Annotated in this window: 14 protein-coding genes; 12 read left to right on the forward strand and 2 right to left on the reverse strand. The window is 72.4% G+C overall.

The window, feature by feature from the left end; all coding sequences use genetic code 11:
• Window positions 1–62: 62 nt before the first annotated feature.
• A complete protein-coding gene (locus F603_RS0100090; protein ID WP_019543992.1) occupies window positions 63–1,040 on the forward strand; it encodes a glycoside hydrolase family 16 protein in 978 nt (325 codons plus the stop codon).
• A gap of 214 nt (window positions 1,041–1,254) precedes the next feature.
• Here the strand turns inward: F603_RS0100090 and F603_RS0100095 are convergent, their stop codons facing one another.
• Window positions 1,255–3,066, reverse strand: a complete 1,812-nt coding sequence (locus F603_RS0100095; RefSeq protein WP_037955070.1) for a glycoside hydrolase family 15 protein — start codon at window positions 3,064–3,066, stop codon at window positions 1,255–1,257.
• A 574-nt stretch (window positions 3,067–3,640) separates the two neighbouring features.
• Here F603_RS0100095 and F603_RS0100100 point away from each other — a divergent pair.
• The 9 genes from F603_RS0100100 (at window position 3,641) to F603_RS0100140 (ending at window position 16,218) form a co-directional block, all read left to right on the forward strand.
• Window positions 3,641–5,335, forward strand: coding sequence for a CTP synthase (locus F603_RS0100100; protein ID WP_019543994.1), 1,695 nt, complete (start codon window positions 3,641–3,643; stop codon window positions 5,333–5,335).
• A gap of 3 nt (window positions 5,336–5,338) precedes the next feature.
• Window positions 5,339–5,965 carry an NUDIX domain-containing protein gene (locus F603_RS0100105; RefSeq protein ID WP_019543995.1) on the forward strand — a complete coding sequence of 209 codons (627 nt, stop codon included), beginning with the start codon at window positions 5,339–5,341 and terminating at the stop codon, window positions 5,963–5,965.
• Window positions 5,966–6,164: 199 nt separating this feature from the next.
• Window positions 6,165–8,486 (forward strand): tetratricopeptide repeat protein, encoded by a 2,322-nt coding sequence (locus F603_RS31295; RefSeq protein ID WP_019543996.1) that lies wholly within the window; start codon window positions 6,165–6,167, stop codon window positions 8,484–8,486.
• 272 nt (window positions 8,487–8,758) lie between these two features.
• The gene (ald, locus tag F603_RS0100115; RefSeq protein WP_158678604.1) at window positions 8,759–9,874 is read left to right on the forward strand and encodes an alanine dehydrogenase; all 1,116 of its coding nucleotides are present in this window, start codon (window positions 8,759–8,761) and stop codon (window positions 9,872–9,874) included.
• Between the two features lie 601 nt (window positions 9,875–10,475).
• Complete coding sequence (locus F603_RS0100120; RefSeq protein WP_245600647.1) at window positions 10,476–11,525, forward strand: ParA family protein; 1,050 nt, start codon at window positions 10,476–10,478, stop codon at window positions 11,523–11,525.
• Window positions 11,510–12,178, forward strand: a complete 669-nt coding sequence (locus tag F603_RS0100125) for a hypothetical protein (protein WP_078503479.1) — start codon at window positions 11,510–11,512, stop codon at window positions 12,176–12,178. The genes F603_RS0100120 and F603_RS0100125 overlap by 16 nt, the downstream gene beginning before the upstream one ends.
• A 62-nt stretch (window positions 12,179–12,240) precedes the next feature.
• Window positions 12,241–14,157: a segregation and condensation protein A gene (locus F603_RS36430; RefSeq protein WP_019544000.1), complete on the forward strand. Its 1,917-nt coding sequence runs from the start codon at window positions 12,241–12,243 to the stop codon at window positions 14,155–14,157.
• Window positions 14,158–14,182: 25 nt separating this feature from the next.
• Complete coding sequence (gene scpB, locus F603_RS0100135; RefSeq protein ID WP_019544001.1) at window positions 14,183–14,935, forward strand: SMC-Scp complex subunit ScpB; 753 nt, start codon at window positions 14,183–14,185, stop codon at window positions 14,933–14,935.
• On the forward strand, window positions 14,935–16,218 hold the full coding sequence (locus tag F603_RS0100140) for a pseudouridine synthase (RefSeq protein ID WP_019544002.1): 1,284 nt from the start codon (window positions 14,935–14,937) through the stop codon (window positions 16,216–16,218). Before scpB ends, F603_RS0100140 begins: the two co-directional genes overlap by 1 nt.
• Window positions 16,219–16,236: 18 nt before the next feature.
• Here F603_RS0100140 and F603_RS0100145 read toward each other — a convergent pair whose 3' ends face one another.
• Window positions 16,237–16,557, reverse strand: coding sequence for a DUF952 domain-containing protein (locus F603_RS0100145; protein WP_019544003.1), 321 nt, complete (start codon window positions 16,555–16,557; stop codon window positions 16,237–16,239).
• A gap of 116 nt (window positions 16,558–16,673) precedes the next feature.
• Here F603_RS0100145 and aroH point away from each other — a divergent pair, with 116 nt between their 5' ends.
• Together aroH and F603_RS0100155 are read left to right on the forward strand one after the other, a co-directional pair.
• Window positions 16,674–17,036 (forward strand): chorismate mutase, encoded by a 363-nt coding sequence (gene aroH / locus F603_RS0100150; protein WP_026328010.1) that lies wholly within the window; start codon window positions 16,674–16,676, stop codon window positions 17,034–17,036.
• Between the two features lie 52 nt (window positions 17,037–17,088).
• Window positions 17,089–18,177 (forward strand): prephenate dehydrogenase, encoded by a 1,089-nt coding sequence (locus F603_RS0100155; protein ID WP_019544005.1) that lies wholly within the window; start codon window positions 17,089–17,091, stop codon window positions 18,175–18,177.
• The last annotated feature ends 23 nt before the right edge of the window (window positions 18,178–18,200 follow it).

The raw sequence follows: 18,200 nt of genomic DNA on the forward strand, positions 1-18,200 counted from the left end.
TCGGCACTGTGCATGCCCAACAAGTGAGAGCGCTCTCACGCCCCCCACAACGAGGAGCGCACATGGACAGGCAGACGCGGTCGACCCCCGCCCCGGAGGCCCGCCGCAAGAAGCGGCGCGCCCTGCTCTCCGCAGCCGCGGTGCTCACGGCGCTCGGCGCCTTCGCCCTTCCGACGGCGCAGGCCGAGGAGCCCGTACGGTCGGCGGCAGCCGGCCCCGGCGCCATGGAGGAGGTCTGGTCGACCGACTTCGAGGGAGAGGCGGGCAGCCTCCCCGACTCCGGCGACTGGATCATCGACACCGGCACCGGCTACGACGGCGGCCCGCCCAACTGGGGCACGGGCGAGGTGCAGACGTACACCGACGCTCCGGAGAACATCCAACTCGACGGCGAGGGACATCTGAAGATCACCGCCCTCAAGGACGGCGACACCTGGACCTCCGGCCGCATTGAGACGCAGCGCACCGACTTCGAGGCCCCCGAGGACGGCGTCCTGCGGATCTCCGCCGACATCCAGATGCCCGACGTCACGGGCGACGCGGCGCTCGGCTACTGGCCAGCGTTCTGGACGCTGGGGGACGAGTACCGCGGCAACTACTGGAACTGGCCCGGCGTAGGCGAGTTCGACATCATGGAGAACGTCAACGGCATCAACTCCGTCTGGGGTGTGCTGCACTGCGGCGAGGACCCGGGCGGGCCCTGCAACGAGACGGAGGGCCTCGGCGACTCCACCGAGTGCGTCGGCAGCCCGTGCCAGGGCAACTTCCACGAGTACGCACTCGAAGTCGACCGCGGCGCAGGCGAGTTGCGCTGGTACGTCGACGGCGAGCAGTTCCACTCGGTCACCGCCGCGCAGATCGGTGAGGAGGCCTGGGAGAACGCCACGGGCCACGGCCACTTCGTCCTGCTCAACCTGGCGATGGGCGGCGCCTTCCCCGACGGCGTCGAAGGCTCCCCCACCCCCACCGACGCGACGGAGCCGGGGCACTCCATGCTCGTCGACCGCGTCACGGTGGAGACCGGAGGAGGAGACGCCTGACGCTCAGCCGCCGGAACCTCCTCCGCTCGGCGCCGCGCTCGCCCTCGCAGGCCGTCGCGCCGCTGGGCCTCCGGACCGACGGAGCTCGGAGGAGATCATCCGTACGCTGAACCCGTCCTGACCGAACGGACCGGCGGCCGGCCTCCCTTTTCAGGGGCGCCGGCCGCCGACTCATCGCCGTCCGCGGCGAGTTGGGCGCGCGCCCCCGGTCGGCTCAGACGCCGTACGCGCCCGAGGTCGTCAGCCGCAGTGCGGAGTCGATCATGGGGACGTGGCTGAACGCCTGCGGGAAGTTGCCGACTTGGCGCTGGTTTCCCGAGTCCCATTCCTCGGCGAGGAGGCCGAGGTCGTTGCGGAGGGCGAGGAGCTTCTCGAAGAGCTTCCTCGCCTCCTCGACGCGGCCGATCATGGCGAGGTCGTCGGCGAGCCAGAAGGAGCAGGCGAGGAAGGCGCCCTCCTCGCCTTCGAGGCCGTCGATGTTCTCCTGGTCGCCGCTGGTGGGGTAGCGCATCACGAAGCCGTCGGGCGTGGACAGTTCGCGTTGGACCGCCTCGACGGTGCCGATGACGCGCTTGTCGTCCGGCGGCAGAAAGCCCATCTGCGGGATGAGGAGCAGCGAGGCGTCGAGCTCCTCGGAGCCGTAGTACTGCGTGAAGGTGTTGCGCTGGCGGTCGTAGCCCTTCTCGCAGACGTCGCGGTGGATGCGTTCGCGGAGCTCCTTCCACCGTTCCAGCGGGCCGTCGACGTCGCCCGATTCGATGAGCTTGACGGTGCGGTCGACGGCCGTCCACGCCATGACCTTGGAGTGGACGAAGTGCCGCCGGGGGCCGCGGACCTCCCAGATGCCCTCGTCCGGCTCGTCCCAGTGCTCCTCCAGGTAACCGATGAGCTTGAGTTGGAGGATCTGCGCGTAGTCGTTGCGGGTGAGCCCCGTCTTGTGGGCGAGGTAGAGGGCCTCGGTGACCTCGCCGTAGACGTCGAGCTGGAGCTGGCCTGCCGCGCCGTTGCCGACGCGTACGGGTGTGGAGTTCTCGTAGCCCGGCAGCCAACTCAACTCGGCCTCGCCGAGCTCGCGTTCGCCGGCGATGCCGTACATGATCTGCAGGTTCTCCGGGTCCCCGGCGACGGCCCGCAGCAGCCACTCGCGCCAGGCGCGGGCCTCCTCGACGTAGCCGGTGCGCAGCAGCGAGGAGAGGGTGATCGCCGCGTCCCTGAGCCAGGTGAAGCGGTAGTCCCAGTTGCGCTGGCCGCCGATCGCCTCGGGCAGCGAGGTGGTGGGCGCCGCGACGATGCCGCCGGTCGGCGCGTAGGTGAGCGCCTTGAGCGTGATCAGCGAGCGGACGACGGCCTCGCGGTAGGGGCCGTGGTAGGTGCAGTGGCCGACCCAGTCGCTCCAGAAGTCCTCGGTGATCTGGAGGGCTTCGGCGGCGTCGGTGACCGGCGGGGGCTCGCGGTGGGAAGCCTGCCAGCTCAGCGCCATCGCGATCCGGTCGCCCGGCTGGACGGTGAAGTCCGAGTAGGTGGTGAGGTCCTCGCCGTAGGTGTCGACGTCCGCGTCGAGCCAGACCGAGTCGGGCCCTGCGACGGCGACGGTCCGGCCGTCGACCTTGTGGACCCAGGGGACGACCCAGCCGTAGGAGAAACGCATCCGCAGCGTGGAGCGCATCGGCACCCGGCCGCTGACGCCCTCGATGATCCGGACGAGCTGCGGTGCGTGGTTGCCGCGGGGCGGCATGAAGTCGGTGACCCGGACGGTGCCGCGCGGGGTGTCCCACTCGGACTCCAGGATGAGGGACTCGCCGCGGTAGCGGCGGCGGGTCGCAGGGGGTGGACTGCTGCCGGTGGGGTGTGCGGGGCCCAGCCGCCAGAAGCCGTGCTCCTCGGTGCCGAGCAGGCCCGCGAAGATGGCATGGGAGTCGAACCGCGGCAGGCAGAGCCAGTCGGCGCTGCCGTCCCGGCTGACCAGAGCTGCCGTCTGCATGTCCCCGATGAGTGCGTAATCCTCGATGCGCCCAGCCACGTGCATCTCCAGTCGAACCGCGCCGCGCATCCCGCGGGCGCTACTGCCACATTGCCAGCGATGAACCCGGAGATTCCGGGCACTCGAAATGTTCCAGATAATGGGAAACGTGCTGCCCGTCTGCGCGAGCGTCCGAGCAATATACGACGCAGGGAAGTGATCCGCGCAGCAGTCCCGGCACTCGGATCGAACCGGTCACCAGGCGAAGGAGTGCCGCTATCATGCCGCTCACCTGCTGCAACCTCTTCGTCACCCAGTGACCGCGGAAGATCGGCCTCTCCCACCGTGAGCGGTCGGACCGGTGGGCCGCCGCACAGGCTGCGTGACGCAGCGGTGAACCGGCGCTGTTACGCTGGTAGCCCGTGGACCGGTGGGCACGATCTCGTTCCGAAGCAGCCCCGGCGGCGGCGAATCCCCTCGACTCGCATCACGTCGGCAGGCACAAGGGACGAGTTCGCCCCGTGCGGCGCCCGTCGCAACGGCCAGCCCCCCGAACCGCAGCGATGCCGCACCCCTTCGCCCCGGCGCCAGGGTGCAGGTGCGCACTCCACCACGCGACCACGGGAGCTCCCTCTTGGCCATGCCGCCCCATTCCTCGAAGTCCTCGACGACCAAGCACCTCTTCGTCACCGGGGGTGTGGCCTCCTCGCTCGGCAAGGGGCTGACCGCCTCCAGCCTCGGCGCCCTGCTCAAGGCGCGCGGCCTGCGGGTCACCATGCAGAAGCTCGACCCGTACCTCAACGTCGACCCGGGGACGATGAACCCGTTCCAGCACGGTGAGGTCTTCGTCACCAACGACGGCGCCGAGACCGACCTCGACATCGGCCACTACGAGCGCTTCCTCGACGTCGACCTCGACGGCTCCGCCAACGTCACGACCGGGCAGGTCTACTCCTCGGTGATCGCCAAGGAGCGCAGGGGCGAGTACCTCGGCGACACCGTGCAGGTCATCCCGCACATCACCAACGAGATCAAGAACCGCATCCGCCGCATGGCCACCGAGGACGTCGACGTGGTCATCACCGAGGTCGGCGGCACCGTCGGGGACATCGAGTCGCTGCCCTTCCTTGAGGCGGTCCGGCAGGTGCGGCACGAGGTCGGGCGGGACAACGTCCTCGTGGTCCACATCTCGCTGCTCCCGTACATCGGCCCTTCCGGCGAGTTGAAGACCAAGCCGACGCAGCATTCGGTCGCCGCGCTGCGCAACATCGGTGTGCAACCCGACGCGATCGTGCTCCGCGCCGATCGGGATGTGCCGCTCTCGATCAAGCGCAAGATCTCGCTCATGTGCGACGTCGACGACGCCGCGGTCGTCGCGTGCAAGGATGCCAAGTCGATCTACGACATCCCCAAGGTCCTGCACGGCGAGGGTCTCGACGCCTACGTGGTGCGCAAGCTCAACCTCCCCTTCAGGGACGTCGACTGGACCGAGTGGGACGACCTGCTCCGCCGCGTCCACCAGCCCGATCACGAGGTCCGGGTCGCACTCGTCGGCAAGTACGTCGACCTGCCCGACGCCTACCTCTCGGTCACCGAGGCACTGCGCGCCGGCGGCTTCGCCAACCGGGCCCGCGTGAAGATCAAGTGGGTCACCTCGGACGACTGCCGCACCCCCGCGGGCGCGGCGCGGGAGCTCTCCGACTGCGACGCGGTCTGCATCCCCGGCGGCTTCGGCGACCGCGGCGTCGAAGGCAAGGTCGGCGCGATCACCTACGCGCGCGAGAACGGCATCCCGCTCCTCGGCCTCTGCCTCGGCCTCCAGTGCATCGTGATCGAGGCGGCCCGCAACCTCGCGGGCATCGAGGGCGCCGACTCCACCGAGTTCGACCGGGGGGCCGCGCACCCGGTGATCTCCACCATGGAGGAGCAGCTCGACATCGTGGCGGGCGACGGCGACATGGGCGGCACCATGCGGCTCGGCCTCTACCCGGCGAAGCTCGCCGAGGGCTCGATCGTCCGCGAGGTCCACGGCGGCGAGCCGTACGTGGAGGAGCGCCACCGCCACCGCTACGAGGTGAACAACTCCTACCGCACCGAGTTGGAGAAGAAGGCGGGGCTCCTCTTCTCCGGGACGTCGCCCGACAACAAGCTCGTCGAGTACGTCGAGTACCCGCGCGAGGTGCACCCGTACCTCGTCGCGACGCAGGCGCACCCGGAGCTCAAGTCCCGCCCCACGCGCCCGCATCCGCTCTTCGCCGGCCTCGTCCGCGCCGCCGTCGCGCGGCAGCTCGCCGCCGAGGAGACCCCCGAGCCGGCGACCGCCGGGGAGGTCTGAGGCGTGACGATCACCGACAGCCCGCAGTCCTGGGAGGTCACGGCCTCCGAGACCCCGTTCCAGGGCGCGAAGACCGGAGTGCGCAGCGAGCGGGTCGTCATGCCCGACGGGTCCACGGCCCGCCGGGACTATCAGGTGCACCCAGGCTCCGTCGCGATCCTCGCGCTCGACGACGAGGAGCGCGTCCTCGTCCTCAAGCAGTACCGCCATCCGGTGCGCGAGAAGCTCTGGGAGGTCCCGGCCGGCCTCCTCGACGTCGAGGGCGAGCACCCGCTGAGCGCCGCGCAGCGGGAGTTGTACGAGGAGGCGCACGTCAAGGCGGAGGACTGGCGTGTCCTCGTCGATGTCTACCCCACACCGGGAGGCAGCGACGAGGCGGTGCGCATCTTCCTCGCCCGCCGGCTCTCCGTCGCGAACGGCGAGCGGTTCGAGGTCTCCGAGGAGGAGGCCGAGATGGAGCAGGCCAGGGTCTCCCTCGCCGAGGTGGTACGCGGCGCGCTCGCCGGCGAGCTCCACAACAACGCGCTGGTGGTGGGCGTCCTCGCGCTCCACGCCGCGCTGACCGGCTACGGCCTCGACACCCTGCGCCCGGCCGAAGCGGAGTGGCCCGCGCGCCCGTTCGGCGCCTGACCCGGGCCGCGCCGCACCCATCGGCGGTCCCCCTCGCGAGGGAGAGGGGGACCGGGCCGCTGTGCTGATCCGGGCATCCGGGGCGTTGCGCCCGCGGCAGGGGCCCGGGCTCCGGTGCCGAGTGAACTACGCTCTGTGGCGTTCCCGCTGGTTGTGGCGGGGCCCCAACGCAGGCGCAGGCGGACGGGAGGCGCGACCCGTGGCGGATCGGACGGAGCACCCCTGCGGTCCGCGCGGCCTCCTCGGACGCGGGCGCGAACTCGCAGCGCTCCAGGCCGACCTCGGCCGCGCGGGCCTCCACACCCTCGCCGGCCGTCCTGCACCGTACGCCCGCGTCCTGCTCGTCGCGGGACGCCCCGGCTCCGGACGGACGTCGCTCGCCGAGGAGTTCGCGTCCCGCGTGGCCTCCGGGTACCCGGGCGGCGTCCTGCGCACCGGCCTCACGGGGCCGCGCGGCACCGCGCTCCCCGCGGGCGACGCGGCCAGGCGCCTCCTCGCAGCGGCAGGCGCACCTCCGCTGCCGGCCCCCGCCGACGACGACGAGCTGACGGAGGCGCTCCGCACCCGCTGCACCGAGCGGCCTGCTGTGCTCCTCCTCGACGACGTCGTCGACTCCGAGCAGGTGCTCGAACTCCTCCCGGAGAGCCGCCGATGCCTCGTCCTCGCCGTCGCGCAGGGCCCGCTCACCGGCGTCCCCGACGTACGCCCGTGCGCGCTCGGCGGCCTCGACCGCGCCAGCTCGGTACGGCTCCTCGCCCACCGCGCGGGGGCGACCCCGCGCGTCACGGTCGACCCGAGGGGTGCCGAGTCGCTCGCGCAGGAGTGCGCCGATCTGCCGGCTGCGCTCCTCCTCGTCGGAGGCTGGCTCCGTGCACACCCCAAGGCGTCCGTCGTCGACGCGCTCGGCCGCCTCACCGCGGCCCCCTGCGACGACCGCCCCCTCGAACCCCACGCCGATCCGCTCGCCCGCGCCTGGCGCCTCGTCCGCTCGGCGCTGACCCCGCGGGCGCTGCGGCTCGCGCCGCTGCTGGCGCTGGCGCCCGACGGGGCGGCGGACGTCCAGACCGCCGCCGCGCTCGCCGGCTGCGACGCCGCTGCCGCGGCCGAAGCGCTCACCGAACTACGGGAGTTCGGCCTCCTCCGGGCGCGCGACGACGGCTGGTTCGCGCTCCCCGGCTGCCTGGCGCCGCTGCTCCGCGCCGAACTCGAAGCGGGTCGCCCCGCCGACGCCGTACTCGCAACGGCCCGCATGGGGGAGCGGACCGTACGCCGGCTCGTCGCCTGCCGTGCGGCGGCCGAGCCCTCGGGCTCGCCCGCGCGGCGCAAGGCCGCGGCGCTGCCCGCGCCGCTCCGCTTCCCCTCGGCACCGGCCGCGGCCGAGTGGCTGTCCGCGCATCGCGAGTGGCTCCTCGCCTCCGCCCGCCTCGCCGCGGACACCGGGGCGCCGGAGCGTCTCCCCGCGGAGGAGGACGCCCCCTGCGCCCCCGGCAAACGGGAGACGTCCGGCGAACTCGACAACCTCGCAAGGCGGTTGACCACCTCACTCGGCCGCGCCCTCGAACTCCACCTTCCCCCCGCCGAGGCGGCATGCGACCTCTACCGCCTCTCCGAGCTGCTGCTGCGCCTCGCCGACCGAGGAGCCCTCCACCGCGAACGCGCCGCCGCCCTCCTCGCCCTCGCCGACCACGACACCGCAGACGGCCGCCTGCCCCGCGCTCTCCACCGCTACCGCACGGCGCTCGACGCGGCACGGGAGGCCGGTGACGGAGAGGCGGTCGGCGCGGTACTGGAGCAACTCGGCGCCTGCTATGCACAGATCGACGACTGGGCGCGGGCCGCCGACTGGTACGCGCGCGCCCTCGCCCACCGTCAGACGCGAGGCGAGCACCTGCACGTGGCCGCCCTCCACACCAGCATCGCCAGAGCTCACGGCCGGACCGGACGCTGGGACGAGGCACTCCGCGAGTGGCGCGCCGCCGCGTCCGGCTTCCGCCGGCTGCGCGAACCCCCCTCGCAGGCACGCGCATTGGGGGAGGCGGCCCGTATCCAGATGGCGGCGGGGCGCCCGCAGGACGCGGCACGCAACTGCCGTCAGGCGCTGCGCGCGGTGCGTGGCGGGGAGGAGCCCCAGCTCTCGTCCGAGCTCCTTGTACTCCTCGCCGCCGCCTGTCGCGCGCTCGGCGAGACGGAGTCCGCGCGGGAGCACGAGGCGGCGGCGCGACTCGCCTACGACGGTCGAGCGGACCCGGACGTGCCCGGCGCACAGTCGGAAGCGGAACCGTCCGTCGATGCCGCGCACCCCTCGCAGGCCGAGGGTGTGCTCCCCGAACCTCCCGCCCCGGCCGGGCCCGAGACCGCGTCCGGGGCGGGAGACGCGCAGCCGCAGGAGCCGGGGGAACCGTCGATCCCGTGGCCGACCGAGGTGGAAGCGGAGGCTCCGGTCGAGAGTCGGGGCGAGCGGCTCGACGGGGCAAGGAAGGTGGCGGGCGACCCCGTCCAGCGTTCCACGTCCCACTCGTAGAACCTGCGAAACGAAAGTACGGCCGATGGAAATTATCTCTTTGTAAGGCTAGACAGTTCAGAATCCTTCTTTAGAATGGTCTAGCTGCGGTCTTTCCCGCTGCTCCCGGAATGCCTGCTTCAGCGGCGTTCGTGCGGGTGTCCCCGGCCACCCCGGGTGCGGCCCGGCCGTTTCGCCGCCTCGGGCCGGCATCGGCAGGCCACCCCTGCCGCCGCGGCCGGCACACGCCGGCCGGCATCCCTTGCCCCCCAGTACCGAGGAACGTGATCGACGTGAAGGTCGGCATCCCCCGCGAGGTCAAAAACAACGAGTTCCGAGTCGCCATCACCCCGCCCGGGGTGCACGAACTGGTGCGCAACGGGCACGAGGTCCATGTCGAGAGCGGTGCCGGAGAGGGCTCCTCCCTCGCCGACGAGGAGTACGAGGCCGCGGGTGCCGTCGTGCTGCCGACGGCCGACGAGGTGTGGCAGGCCGCCGAGTTGGTGCTGAAGGTGAAGGAGCCGGTGGCCGAGGAGTACCACCGGCTCCGCAAGGACCAGGTCCTCTTCACCTACCTGCACCTGGCCGCCTCCCGCGGCTGCACGGACGCGCTCCTCGACTCGGGCACCACGGCGATCGCCTACGAGACGGTGGAGACTGCGCGCGGCCGCCTCCCCCTGCTCGCCCCGATGTCGGAGGTCGCCGGGCGGATCGCACCACAGGTGGGCGCATACCACTTGATGCGCTCCGCCGGTGGTCGCGGTGTGCTCCCGGGGGGCGTCCCCGGGGTGCACGCGGGGCGCGCGGTGGTGATCGGAGGCGGCGTCTCCGGTTGGAACGCCACGCAGATCGCTGTGGGGCTCGGCTTCCACGTCACGCTCCTCGACACGGACATCGACAAGCTCCGCGAGGCCGACCGGATCTTCGGCAACCGCGTCCGCACCGTCGCCTCCAACGCCTTCGAGCTGGAGCGTGCCGTGGCCGACGCCGACCTCGTCGTCGGCGCCGTACTGATCACCGGCGCCAAGGCGCCGAAGCTCGTCAGCAACGAGCTGGTGGCGCGGATGAAGCAGGGGAGTGTCCTTGTCGACATCGCGATCGACCAGGGCGGCTGCTTCGAGGACTCCCGGCCCACGACCCACGCCCACCCCACCTTCGAGGTCCACGACTCGGTCTTCTACTGCGTGGCCAACATGCCGGGGGCCGTGCCCAACACGTCCACCTACGCGTTGACCAACGCGACGCTTCCCTACGTCGTTGCACTCGCCAACCACGGTTGGCGCGAGGCCGCGCGCCGGGACGCGGCCCTCGCCAAGGGCGTGAACGTGCACGGCGGTTCGGTCTACTACGGTCCCGTCGCGCAGGCGCACGGGCTCGCCGCGGGCGACCTCGCGGAGCTCGTCGGCTGAGCCGCCGCTCCGTACCGCGCGGCACCCGGCGCAAGGGCGCCGGGTGCCGGAGCGCGGGGGCGCGCCGGCGGACGTGGGGGGCGCGTACTGCCGTCGGCGCTGCGTGAGTTGACGCACGCGGTGGGCAACTCTCGTCCGAGCAGCGGTGTTCGGTCGGACGGTCGGTGAGCGGTGTGGCGAGGAAGGTCACTTTGTTGACTCGACGACGCTCCCGCGAATCGGCGAATTGACCCGGTAATTCGCGTTCTATGTCACGTTTTTGGGCGTTCGGTGACCCGGTCTTCCGGTCTTCGGGCGCACCTTGGGGCCTTGACACGGGGTCGTGACGCTATCGACACATCGTGCCGTCTCCGGTGGATTGTGTTGCTGCGGACGGCCGACACGCCATAGAGTCGCCAACCGTCGGCATGGTGTCACGCTGACGTGTTGAGAAATTTCCTGGTCACCCAAGGAGGTAGGACGACTTGTGAACGAGTCGACATTTTCTCCCGGGGGTGTTCGACCAGGAGCGCCTGTGCGAGGCCAGGAGTCCTCGGCGCCCGAGGGTGTCGGCTCCGTAGCGGTTCGCGCCTGCACGACCCACCAGAATTCGACGACGAGCATGACAGCCCACCAGAGCATGGACGGCCACGACGTGAACGCCAGGCCAGGCGACGCTGCGAACGGCCGGTCCGCCGAGCCCTTCGCCGACTACACAGACCCGCACAACGACCTCCCCGAGGGTCATTTCTACGACCCCGACGCGGAGTTCGAACCGGACCCGGAGTACGCCGCGACGCTCGCGCCGGACGCCGCGCGCCAGCGCCGCGAGCGCATCGGCCCGACGGGCCGCCCGCTCCCGTACTTCCCGATCCCGGGGCCCGTGAGCGAGCACGGTCCCGCCAAGATCATCGCGATGTGCAACCAGAAAGGCGGGGTCGGCAAGACCACGTCGACAATCAACCTCGGCGCCGCGCTCGCCGAGTACGGACGCCGCGTCCTCCTCGTCGACTTCGACCCGCAGGGCGCGCTCTCCGTCGGGCTCGGTGTCAACCCGATGGAGCTCGACCTCACCGTCTACAACCTGCTCCTCGAGCGCGGCCTCGCGCCCGACGAGGTGCTGCTGAAGACGGCGGTCGCCGGGATGGACCTGCTGCCGAGCAACATCGACCTCTCCGCCGCCGAGGTGCAGTTGGTGAGCGAGGTGGCCCGTGAGTCCACGCTCCAGCGTGCGCTCGGGCCGCTGATGAACGACTACGACTTCATCATCATCGACTGCCAGCCCTCGCTCGGCCTGCTCACCGTCAACGCGCTGACGTCGGCGCACAAGGTGATCGTCCCGCTGGAGTGCGAGTTCTTCGCACTGCGCGGGGTCGCGCTGCTCACCGAGACGATCGAGAAGGTCAAGGAGCGGCTCAACAACGACCTGGAGCTCGACGGCATCCTGGCGACGATGTACGACTCCCGCACGGTGCACAGCAGAGAGGTGCTGGCGCGGGTGGTGGAGGCGTTCGACAACAACGTCTACCACACCGTCATCGGCCGGACCGTCCGGTTCCCCGAGACCACCGTGGCCGGTGAGCCGATCACGACCTACGCCTCCAACTCCGTCGGCGCCGCCGCGTATCGCCAGCTTGCCAGGGAGGTGCTCGCCCGGTGCCACGCCGAGTGAGTCTCCCGGCAGCCGACGAACTCTTCCGCACCACAGGGGGCCCCGCCGTCCAGCCCTCGGTCCCCCAGCAGAACCAGAACGACACCCCGCAGCGGCCCCGGGTGCCGTCCCCGGCGTCCGGCGCCGACGACTCCGGCGCTCGCGCCGAGCACACCGCGGCCGACGAGGCCGGCACCTCGGGCGACGCCGATTCCTCGGCGGACGGCCCCGACCACGCGGAGGCCGAGCAGAACGCGGCGGAGCCCGGCCGTGGCAACGGCACGTCCCAGAACTCCCCTGCGCCGCACGACCGTTCGCCCGAGAGGGCGCCGGCCGCCCGTTCGGCCCCGGAGGCGCAGGGGCAACGGCGCACGCGCAAGGCTGCGGAGTCGGCGCGCAACGCCAATGAGGCCCAGAGCGCCGGGGGTTCGCAGCGCCGCGGGCGCGCCAACCGTCGTCCGAGCGGCCGCGAGCGGCACGACGAGAAGATCACGGTGTACGTCTCCGCCGAGGAGCTGATGGACCTGGAGCACGCGCGGCTGGTCCTCCGCGGGGAGCACGGACTCGCCGTCGACCGCGGGCGCGTGGTGCGCGAGGCGGTCGCGGTCGTCCTCGCCGACCTGGAGTCGCGCGGGGAGGCGAGCATCCTCGTGCGCCGGCTCCGCGGCCGCTGAGCCACGGGCTCCGCGGCCCCGGCGCCGACGCGCCCGGCACGGTTGCCAGTACGCTGCCCGCGATGTCCAGTTCAGACGACGCCACCGGCGGCCGCTCCCGCCGCCGCGCGCTCGGCCGCGGCCCCGGCACCGCGCCCGGCGTCGAGTCGACCGAGGAGCCGCCCGGCACCGAGCCTCGTACGGCGGCCGAACCGGCGGCCCCCGGCCCCGACGCACAGGACGCGCCGTCGGCCCAACTCCGGTCCGCGGCCGTGGAGTCGGACGACGAGCGGGGCGCGAGCCCCCGGCCAGCCGGCATCTGCCCACCGCATGAGGGGCCGCCGTCAGCGGACGGCGGAAGACCGACAGAGTCCGGCCACGCACACGGTGACGGCGCACCGTCCGGCCTCGATCCGGCGGCGGACGCGGCACCCGGCTCCGCAGCACGCGCCGCCGGTCCCGCCGCCGAGCCGCCCGTCCCCGACGCCACCGGCAACACGCCTGCCTCCGCGGCGGGTTCGGCCGAGCCCCGCGACTCCGACGAGCCCTCCGCCTCGGCGGACGAGCCGAAGGCGCCCGCCACCGGGGCCGATTCGGTCGGCGTTCCTGGCTTCGGGGACGACGTGGTCGAGGTTCCCGTCCCCGGGGTCGACTTGGTGGGGGAACCTGGCTCGAAAGCGGCCGAGTTTCCCTCCGCCGGCCCCGACGCGGTTGAGGGGCTCGCCTCTGACGCCGACTCCGACGGGGCTCCCGTCTCCGAGGCTGACGCGGTCGGGACGACCGACTCGCGGGCGGGGGCGGTCGAGAAGCCCGCCTCCCGCCTGGACTCGCTCGAGCCCCCCGGCTTCGTAGCCACCTCCGACGAGTCCGAGACACCTGCCGCTGGCGCCGATGCGCTCGGGCCTCCCTCCTCCGGACCCGGCGCGGTCGAGGCGCCCGTCACCGTTGACGACTCGGGAGAGGCGTCATCCCGCGGAGCCGACTCGGTCGAGGCGCACGCCTCGGAGGGGGTTCTCGTCCCCGAGGCGGGCGTGGTCGGGACGCCTGCCGACGCCGACGCGGCCGAGACTCCCGCCTCCGGCGCCGACTCGGAGGGGTCTCCTTCCCCCGAGACTGACGTGACCGAGCCCCCCGCCTCCGAAGCCACCCCCGACGAATCCCCGGACCCGGACGCCGCTCCCCAAGAGCCCGAGGACGACGGTCGTTTCAAGGTCGTCCTCGACAATTTCGAGGGCCCTTTCGACCTGCTGCTCCAACTGATCTCCAAGCACAAGCTCGACGTCACCGAGGTGGCGCTCTCCAGGGTGACCGACGAGTTCATGGCCCATATCCATGCGATGGGCCCGGAGTGGGACCTCGACCAGGCCACCGAGTTCCTCGTCGTCGCGGCCACGCTCCTAGACCTGAAGGCGGCGCGGCTGCTGCCGACCGCCGAGGTGGAGGACGAGGCCGACCTCGCGCTGCTGGAGGCGCGCGACCTGCTCTTCGCTCGACTGCTGCAGTACCGCGCGTACAAGGAGATTGCGGGGATCTTCGCCGAGCGCCTCGCCGCCGAGGCCCGCCGCTTCCCGCGGACGGTGGGGCTCGAACCGCACCATGCGGAGCTGCTGCCCGAGGTCGTGCTGAGTATCGGCCCCGAGGGATTCGCGCGGCTCGCGGTGAAGGCGATGCAGCCGAAGCCGAAGCCCGAGGTGTACGTGGAGCACATCCACGCACCGCTGGTGAGCGTGCGGGAGCAGGCGCAGGTGGTGGTGGGCCGGCTGCGGGAGCTGGGGGAGGCGAGCTTCCGTACCCTCGTCGACGACGCGGACGACACCCTCACCGTCGTCGCGCGGTTCCTCGCCCTGCTGGAGCTCTACCGCGAACGCGCCGTCGGTCTGGAGCAGTTGGAGGCGCTCGGCGAGCTCACGGTGAGCTGGACCGGCGGCGAGGGCACCGACCTGCGGGTGACGGACGAGTTCGACCGGGCCCCCGAGCAGCCCGAGGAGCAACCGGCCTGACGCGGCCGGCACGGAGCGGAGACACATGAGCGAGCAGACCACGCAGGACCGGCTCCCGGACGGGCCCCACGACCCGGCAGCCACACCACCCGTCCCGGACGACCGGGCCCGCGGCGAAGCCGCCGTGACCGACGAGGGCGCGGACGGCGGAACGCCTGAGGAGCGCCCGCTGAAGCCGGCGCTCGAAGCCGTCCTCATGGTCGTCGACGAGCCGGTCACCGAAGCGCACCTCGCGAAGGTCCTCGGTCGGCGGCAGCGCGAGGTCACCGACGCGCTCCGCGAGCTCTCCGACGAGTACGCCGTGCAGCGCCGCGGCTTCGAGCTGCGCTACGTCGCGGGCGGCTGGCGCTACTACACGCGCCCCGAATACGCCTACGCCGTCGAGGAGTTCGTCCTCGACGGGCAGCAGGCGCGGCTGACCCAGGCCGCGCTGGAGACGCTCGCGGTGGTCGCGTACCGTCAACCGGTGAGCCGCTCGCGGGTCTCGGCGGTCCGCGGAGTCAACTGCGACGGCGTGATGCGGACCCTCCTCCAGCGCGGGCTGCTGGAGGAGGCGGGCACGGAACCCGAGACAGGTGCGATCCTGTACGGGACGACGCACTACTTCCTGGAGCGGATGGGCCTGCGCGGCCTGGAGGAGCTCCCGGAACTCGCTCCCTTCCTCCCCGAGGCCGACGCGGTCGAGGGCGACTCACGGGAGGGTGTGCCGTCCTTCGATGTTGACGCAGGCGGCGAAGCTCCCGGCGAAGCCCCCGACCGAACCCAGACGGAAGACTGATGCGAAGCAGCGGCAGGAACACCGGCCAGAACCGCTCCGGCGGCAGGCGAGACACTCGCGGTGCGGGCGGCCCGCGCGGCGAGGGAGGGCGGCGCACGGACCGTCCGCGCCCGGAGGAGCGCCGCTACGACCAGCCTCAGCGGGACGGCCAGTCCGGGGGGAAGCCGAGCGGCAAGCCGGGCCAGTCCGGGGGGAGGCCGGGTGGTAAGCCGGGCCAGTCCGGGGGCAGGCCGGGTCAGGCCGGCGGCAAGCCGGGTCGGCCCAAGGGCGGGCCGCAGGGCGGTGCCGACTCGGGCGGGCAGGGACGCGGAGGCAGGCCGCAGTCGGGCGGCAAGCCCAAGTCGGGCGGCCCTTCCGGCGGCAAGCAGCACGGCCCCAAGCAGCAGGGCGGCAAGCCGGGCTTCGGCGAGAAGGGGCGCGGCGGGCCGGGCCAGCGGGGCCGCGGGCGCCCGCGTTCGGTGCCGGCGCGCTCGCGCGAGTACGACGCGCAGATCGAGGAGCGCAACCGCTCCCGCCAGGTCGAGCGGGACAGGCGCCGGACGCCGAAGACCTTCGCGGAGCCGGAGGGCGAGCGCCTCCAGAAGATCCTCGCGCGTGCCGGCATGGGTTCGCGGCGTGCCTGCGAGGAGCTGATCGACCAGGCGCGGGTCGAGGTCAACGGCGAGATCGTGCGTGAGCAGGGCCTGCGCGTCGACCCGTCGAAGGACGAGATCAAGGTCGACGGGCTCACCGTGGCCGCCCAGTCGTACCTCTTCTTCGCGCTCAACAAGCCGTCCGGCGTCGTGGCCTCGATGGAGGACCCGGAGGGCCGCCAGTGCCTCGGCGACTACGTGCAGAACCGCGAGACGCGCCTCTTCCACGTCGGCCGCCTCGACACCGAGACCGAGGGCGTCATCCTCCTCACCAACCACGGCGAGCTGGCGCACCGCCTCACGCACCCGCGGTACGGCGTGAAGAAGACCTACCTCGCAGCCATCCAGGGCCCCATCCCGCGCGACCTCGGCAAGCGCCTGAAGAACGGCATCCCGCTCGACGACGGCTACGCCAAGGCGGACAACTTCCGGGTCGTCGAGAACACCGGCCGCAACTACCTCGTCGAGGTCACACTCCACGAGGGCAGGAAGCACATCGTGCGCCGCATGCTCTCCGAGGCGGGCTTCCCCGTCGAGAAGCTGGTGCGTACGAAGTTCGGCCCGATCGCCCTAGGCGACCAGAAGTCCGGCTGGCTGCGGCGGCTCACCAACACCGAGGTGGGGATGCTGATGCGGGAGGTCGAGCTCTGACGGGTGCCGGGGTGCGGCTCAGGACCACAGGGCGAGCGAGACGGCCCGCCCCTCGTGGTCCCGCTGCACCTCGAGCATCCCGGCGACGGCGGTGCGGTTGATCCGCCCGTGGATGCGCGGCCCCGGGTCCCAGCGGACCTTGGCGTCGAGCTTCTCCTCGTCGATCATGAGCGCCATGACCGGCCCCGGGACGTCGCCGAAGTAGGCGTCGGCGGCGGCGAGCGCCGCCTCCTCGTCCCGGGTGCAGGGCACGGAGCCGTCCTCGCCGAGCCCCTTGGGCGAGAAGGGGCGGTCAGGGTCGACCAACCAGTCGTCGAGCGGCACCACGTGGAAGATCATGCCTCCCTTGTACCGTCTCACTGGGCGGGCGTCGCGGACATCCGCGCTGTGCCGCACCTACCCTGGGCCGCCGCCGCGTGGACGGGCGGTGAGGTTCGAGAGGGTGAGGAGCGACGGTGGCGGTACGGGCCGTAAGGGGAGCGGTGCAGCTCGAGCGGGACGAGGCGGAGCACATGCAGGAGCAGGTCTCCGAGCTGCTCACCGAGGTGCTCGCGCGCAACGGCCTCACGGCCGAGGACCTCATCAGCATCTGGTTCACCGCCACCCCCGACCTGCACAGCGACTTTCCCGCCGTCGCGGCGCGGAAGCTGGGGATCGTCGACGTCCCGCTGATCTGCGCGCAGGAACTCCTCGTCGAGGGCGCGATGCCCCGGGTCGTTCGTATCCTGGCGCACACTGAGACCGAGCTCGCCAAGCGGGAGATCAGCCACGTCTACCTCGGCGCCGCTGCCACTCTGCGCTCCGACATCGCCCAGTAGCCGGCGCCGCCACCGGCGGCAGGCGGCACCCCGAGCACAAGGACACCCAGCCATGCGAACCGCCCTCGTCATCGGCACCGGCCTCATCGGCACCTCGGCCGCGCTGGCACTCACGGCCCGCGGCGTGCAGGTGCACCTCAGCGATGAGGCGCCCGAACGCGTGCGTACGGCCGCCTCGTTGGGCGCGGGGACGGAGAAGCCGCCCGAGGGCCCCGTCGACCTCGCCGTCGTCGCGGTGCCCCCGGCGGCGGTCGCCGAGACGGTCGTGGAGGTGCAGCGCACCGGTGCGGCGCGCGGGTGCATCGACGTGGCGAGCGTCAAGGGCGTGCCCCGGCGCGAGTTCACGGCGCTCGGCGGTGACCCCGCCGGGTACCTCGGTACGCATCCGATGTCGGGCCGGGAGCAGTCGGGACCGCTCGCGGCCGGTCCCGATCTCTTCGAGGGCCGCCCGTGGGTGCTGACGCCGACCGCCGAGACCGAAACCGAGGTCCTCAACCTCGCCCTCGAACTCGTCGCGCTCTGCGGCGCGGTCCCCGTCGTGATGGACGCCGACGCGCACGACCGCGCCGTCGCGCTCGTCTCGCACACCCCGCAGCTCGTCTCCAGCCTCGTCGCGGCGCGGCTGGAGGACGCCGACGAGACGGCCGTCCGCCTCTGCGGCGGCGGGATCAGGGACGTCACGCGGATCGCCGCCTCGGACCCGGCGATGTGGATCGACATCCTCTCGGCCAACCCGGGGCCCGTCGCCGACATCCTCTCCTCGCTCGCCGCCGACCTCGACGAGACCGTCCGCGCCCTGCGCAACCTCACCGCCGCCGACGCGGACGAGCACGCCGGGGGCGCGTCCGGCATCGCCGACGTCCTGCGGCGCGGCAACGCCGGACGCGACCGGGTCCCCGGCAAGCACGGGCAGGCGCCGGCGAGCTACGAGACGGTCACGGTGCTCATCAGCGACCGCCCGGGAGAGCTGGCCCGGATCTTCGCGGACGCGGGTGCGGCCGGCGTCAACATCGAGGACGTCCGGATCGAGCACGCGACGGGGCAGCAGGCGGGCCACGTCCAGTTGATGGTCGAGCAGCACGCGGTACGGCCGCTGGAGGCTGCGCTCCGCGAGCGCGGCTGGGGGCTCCGGCAGCAGTAGCACCCCCTCGACGACGCCGGAGG

It is taken from the genome of Streptomyces sulphureus DSM 40104 (assembly GCF_000381025.1).
Taxonomy (GTDB): Bacteria; Actinomycetota; Actinomycetes; order Streptomycetales; family Streptomycetaceae; genus Streptomyces; species Streptomyces sulphureus.

Excerpts from the sequence above, each read along its gene's own strand:
- F603_RS0100090 (WP_019543992.1), top strand. The coding sequence starts at position 63 with ATGGACAGGCAGACGCGGTCGACCCCCGCCCCGGAGGCCCGCCGCAAG.
- F603_RS36430 (WP_019544000.1), top strand. The coding sequence starts at position 12,241 with ATGTCCAGTTCAGACGACGCCACCGGCGGCCGCTCCCGCCGCCGCGCG.
- scpB (WP_019544001.1), top strand. The coding sequence starts at position 14,183 with ATGAGCGAGCAGACCACGCAGGACCGGCTCCCGGACGGGCCCCACGAC.
- F603_RS0100140 (WP_019544002.1), top strand. The coding sequence starts at position 14,935 with ATGCGAAGCAGCGGCAGGAACACCGGCCAGAACCGCTCCGGCGGCAGG.
- F603_RS0100155 (WP_019544005.1), top strand. The coding sequence starts at position 17,089 with ATGCGAACCGCCCTCGTCATCGGCACCGGCCTCATCGGCACCTCGGCC.
- F603_RS0100095 (WP_037955070.1), bottom strand. The coding sequence starts at position 3,066 with ATGCACGTGGCTGGGCGCATCGAGGATTACGCACTCATCGGGGACATG.
- F603_RS0100145 (WP_019544003.1), bottom strand. The coding sequence starts at position 16,557 with ATGATCTTCCACGTGGTGCCGCTCGACGACTGGTTGGTCGACCCTGAC.
- F603_RS0100120 (WP_245600647.1), top strand. The coding sequence starts at position 10,476 with ATGACAGCCCACCAGAGCATGGACGGCCACGACGTGAACGCCAGGCCA.
- F603_RS0100100 (WP_019543994.1), top strand. The coding sequence starts at position 3,641 with ATGCCGCCCCATTCCTCGAAGTCCTCGACGACCAAGCACCTCTTCGTC.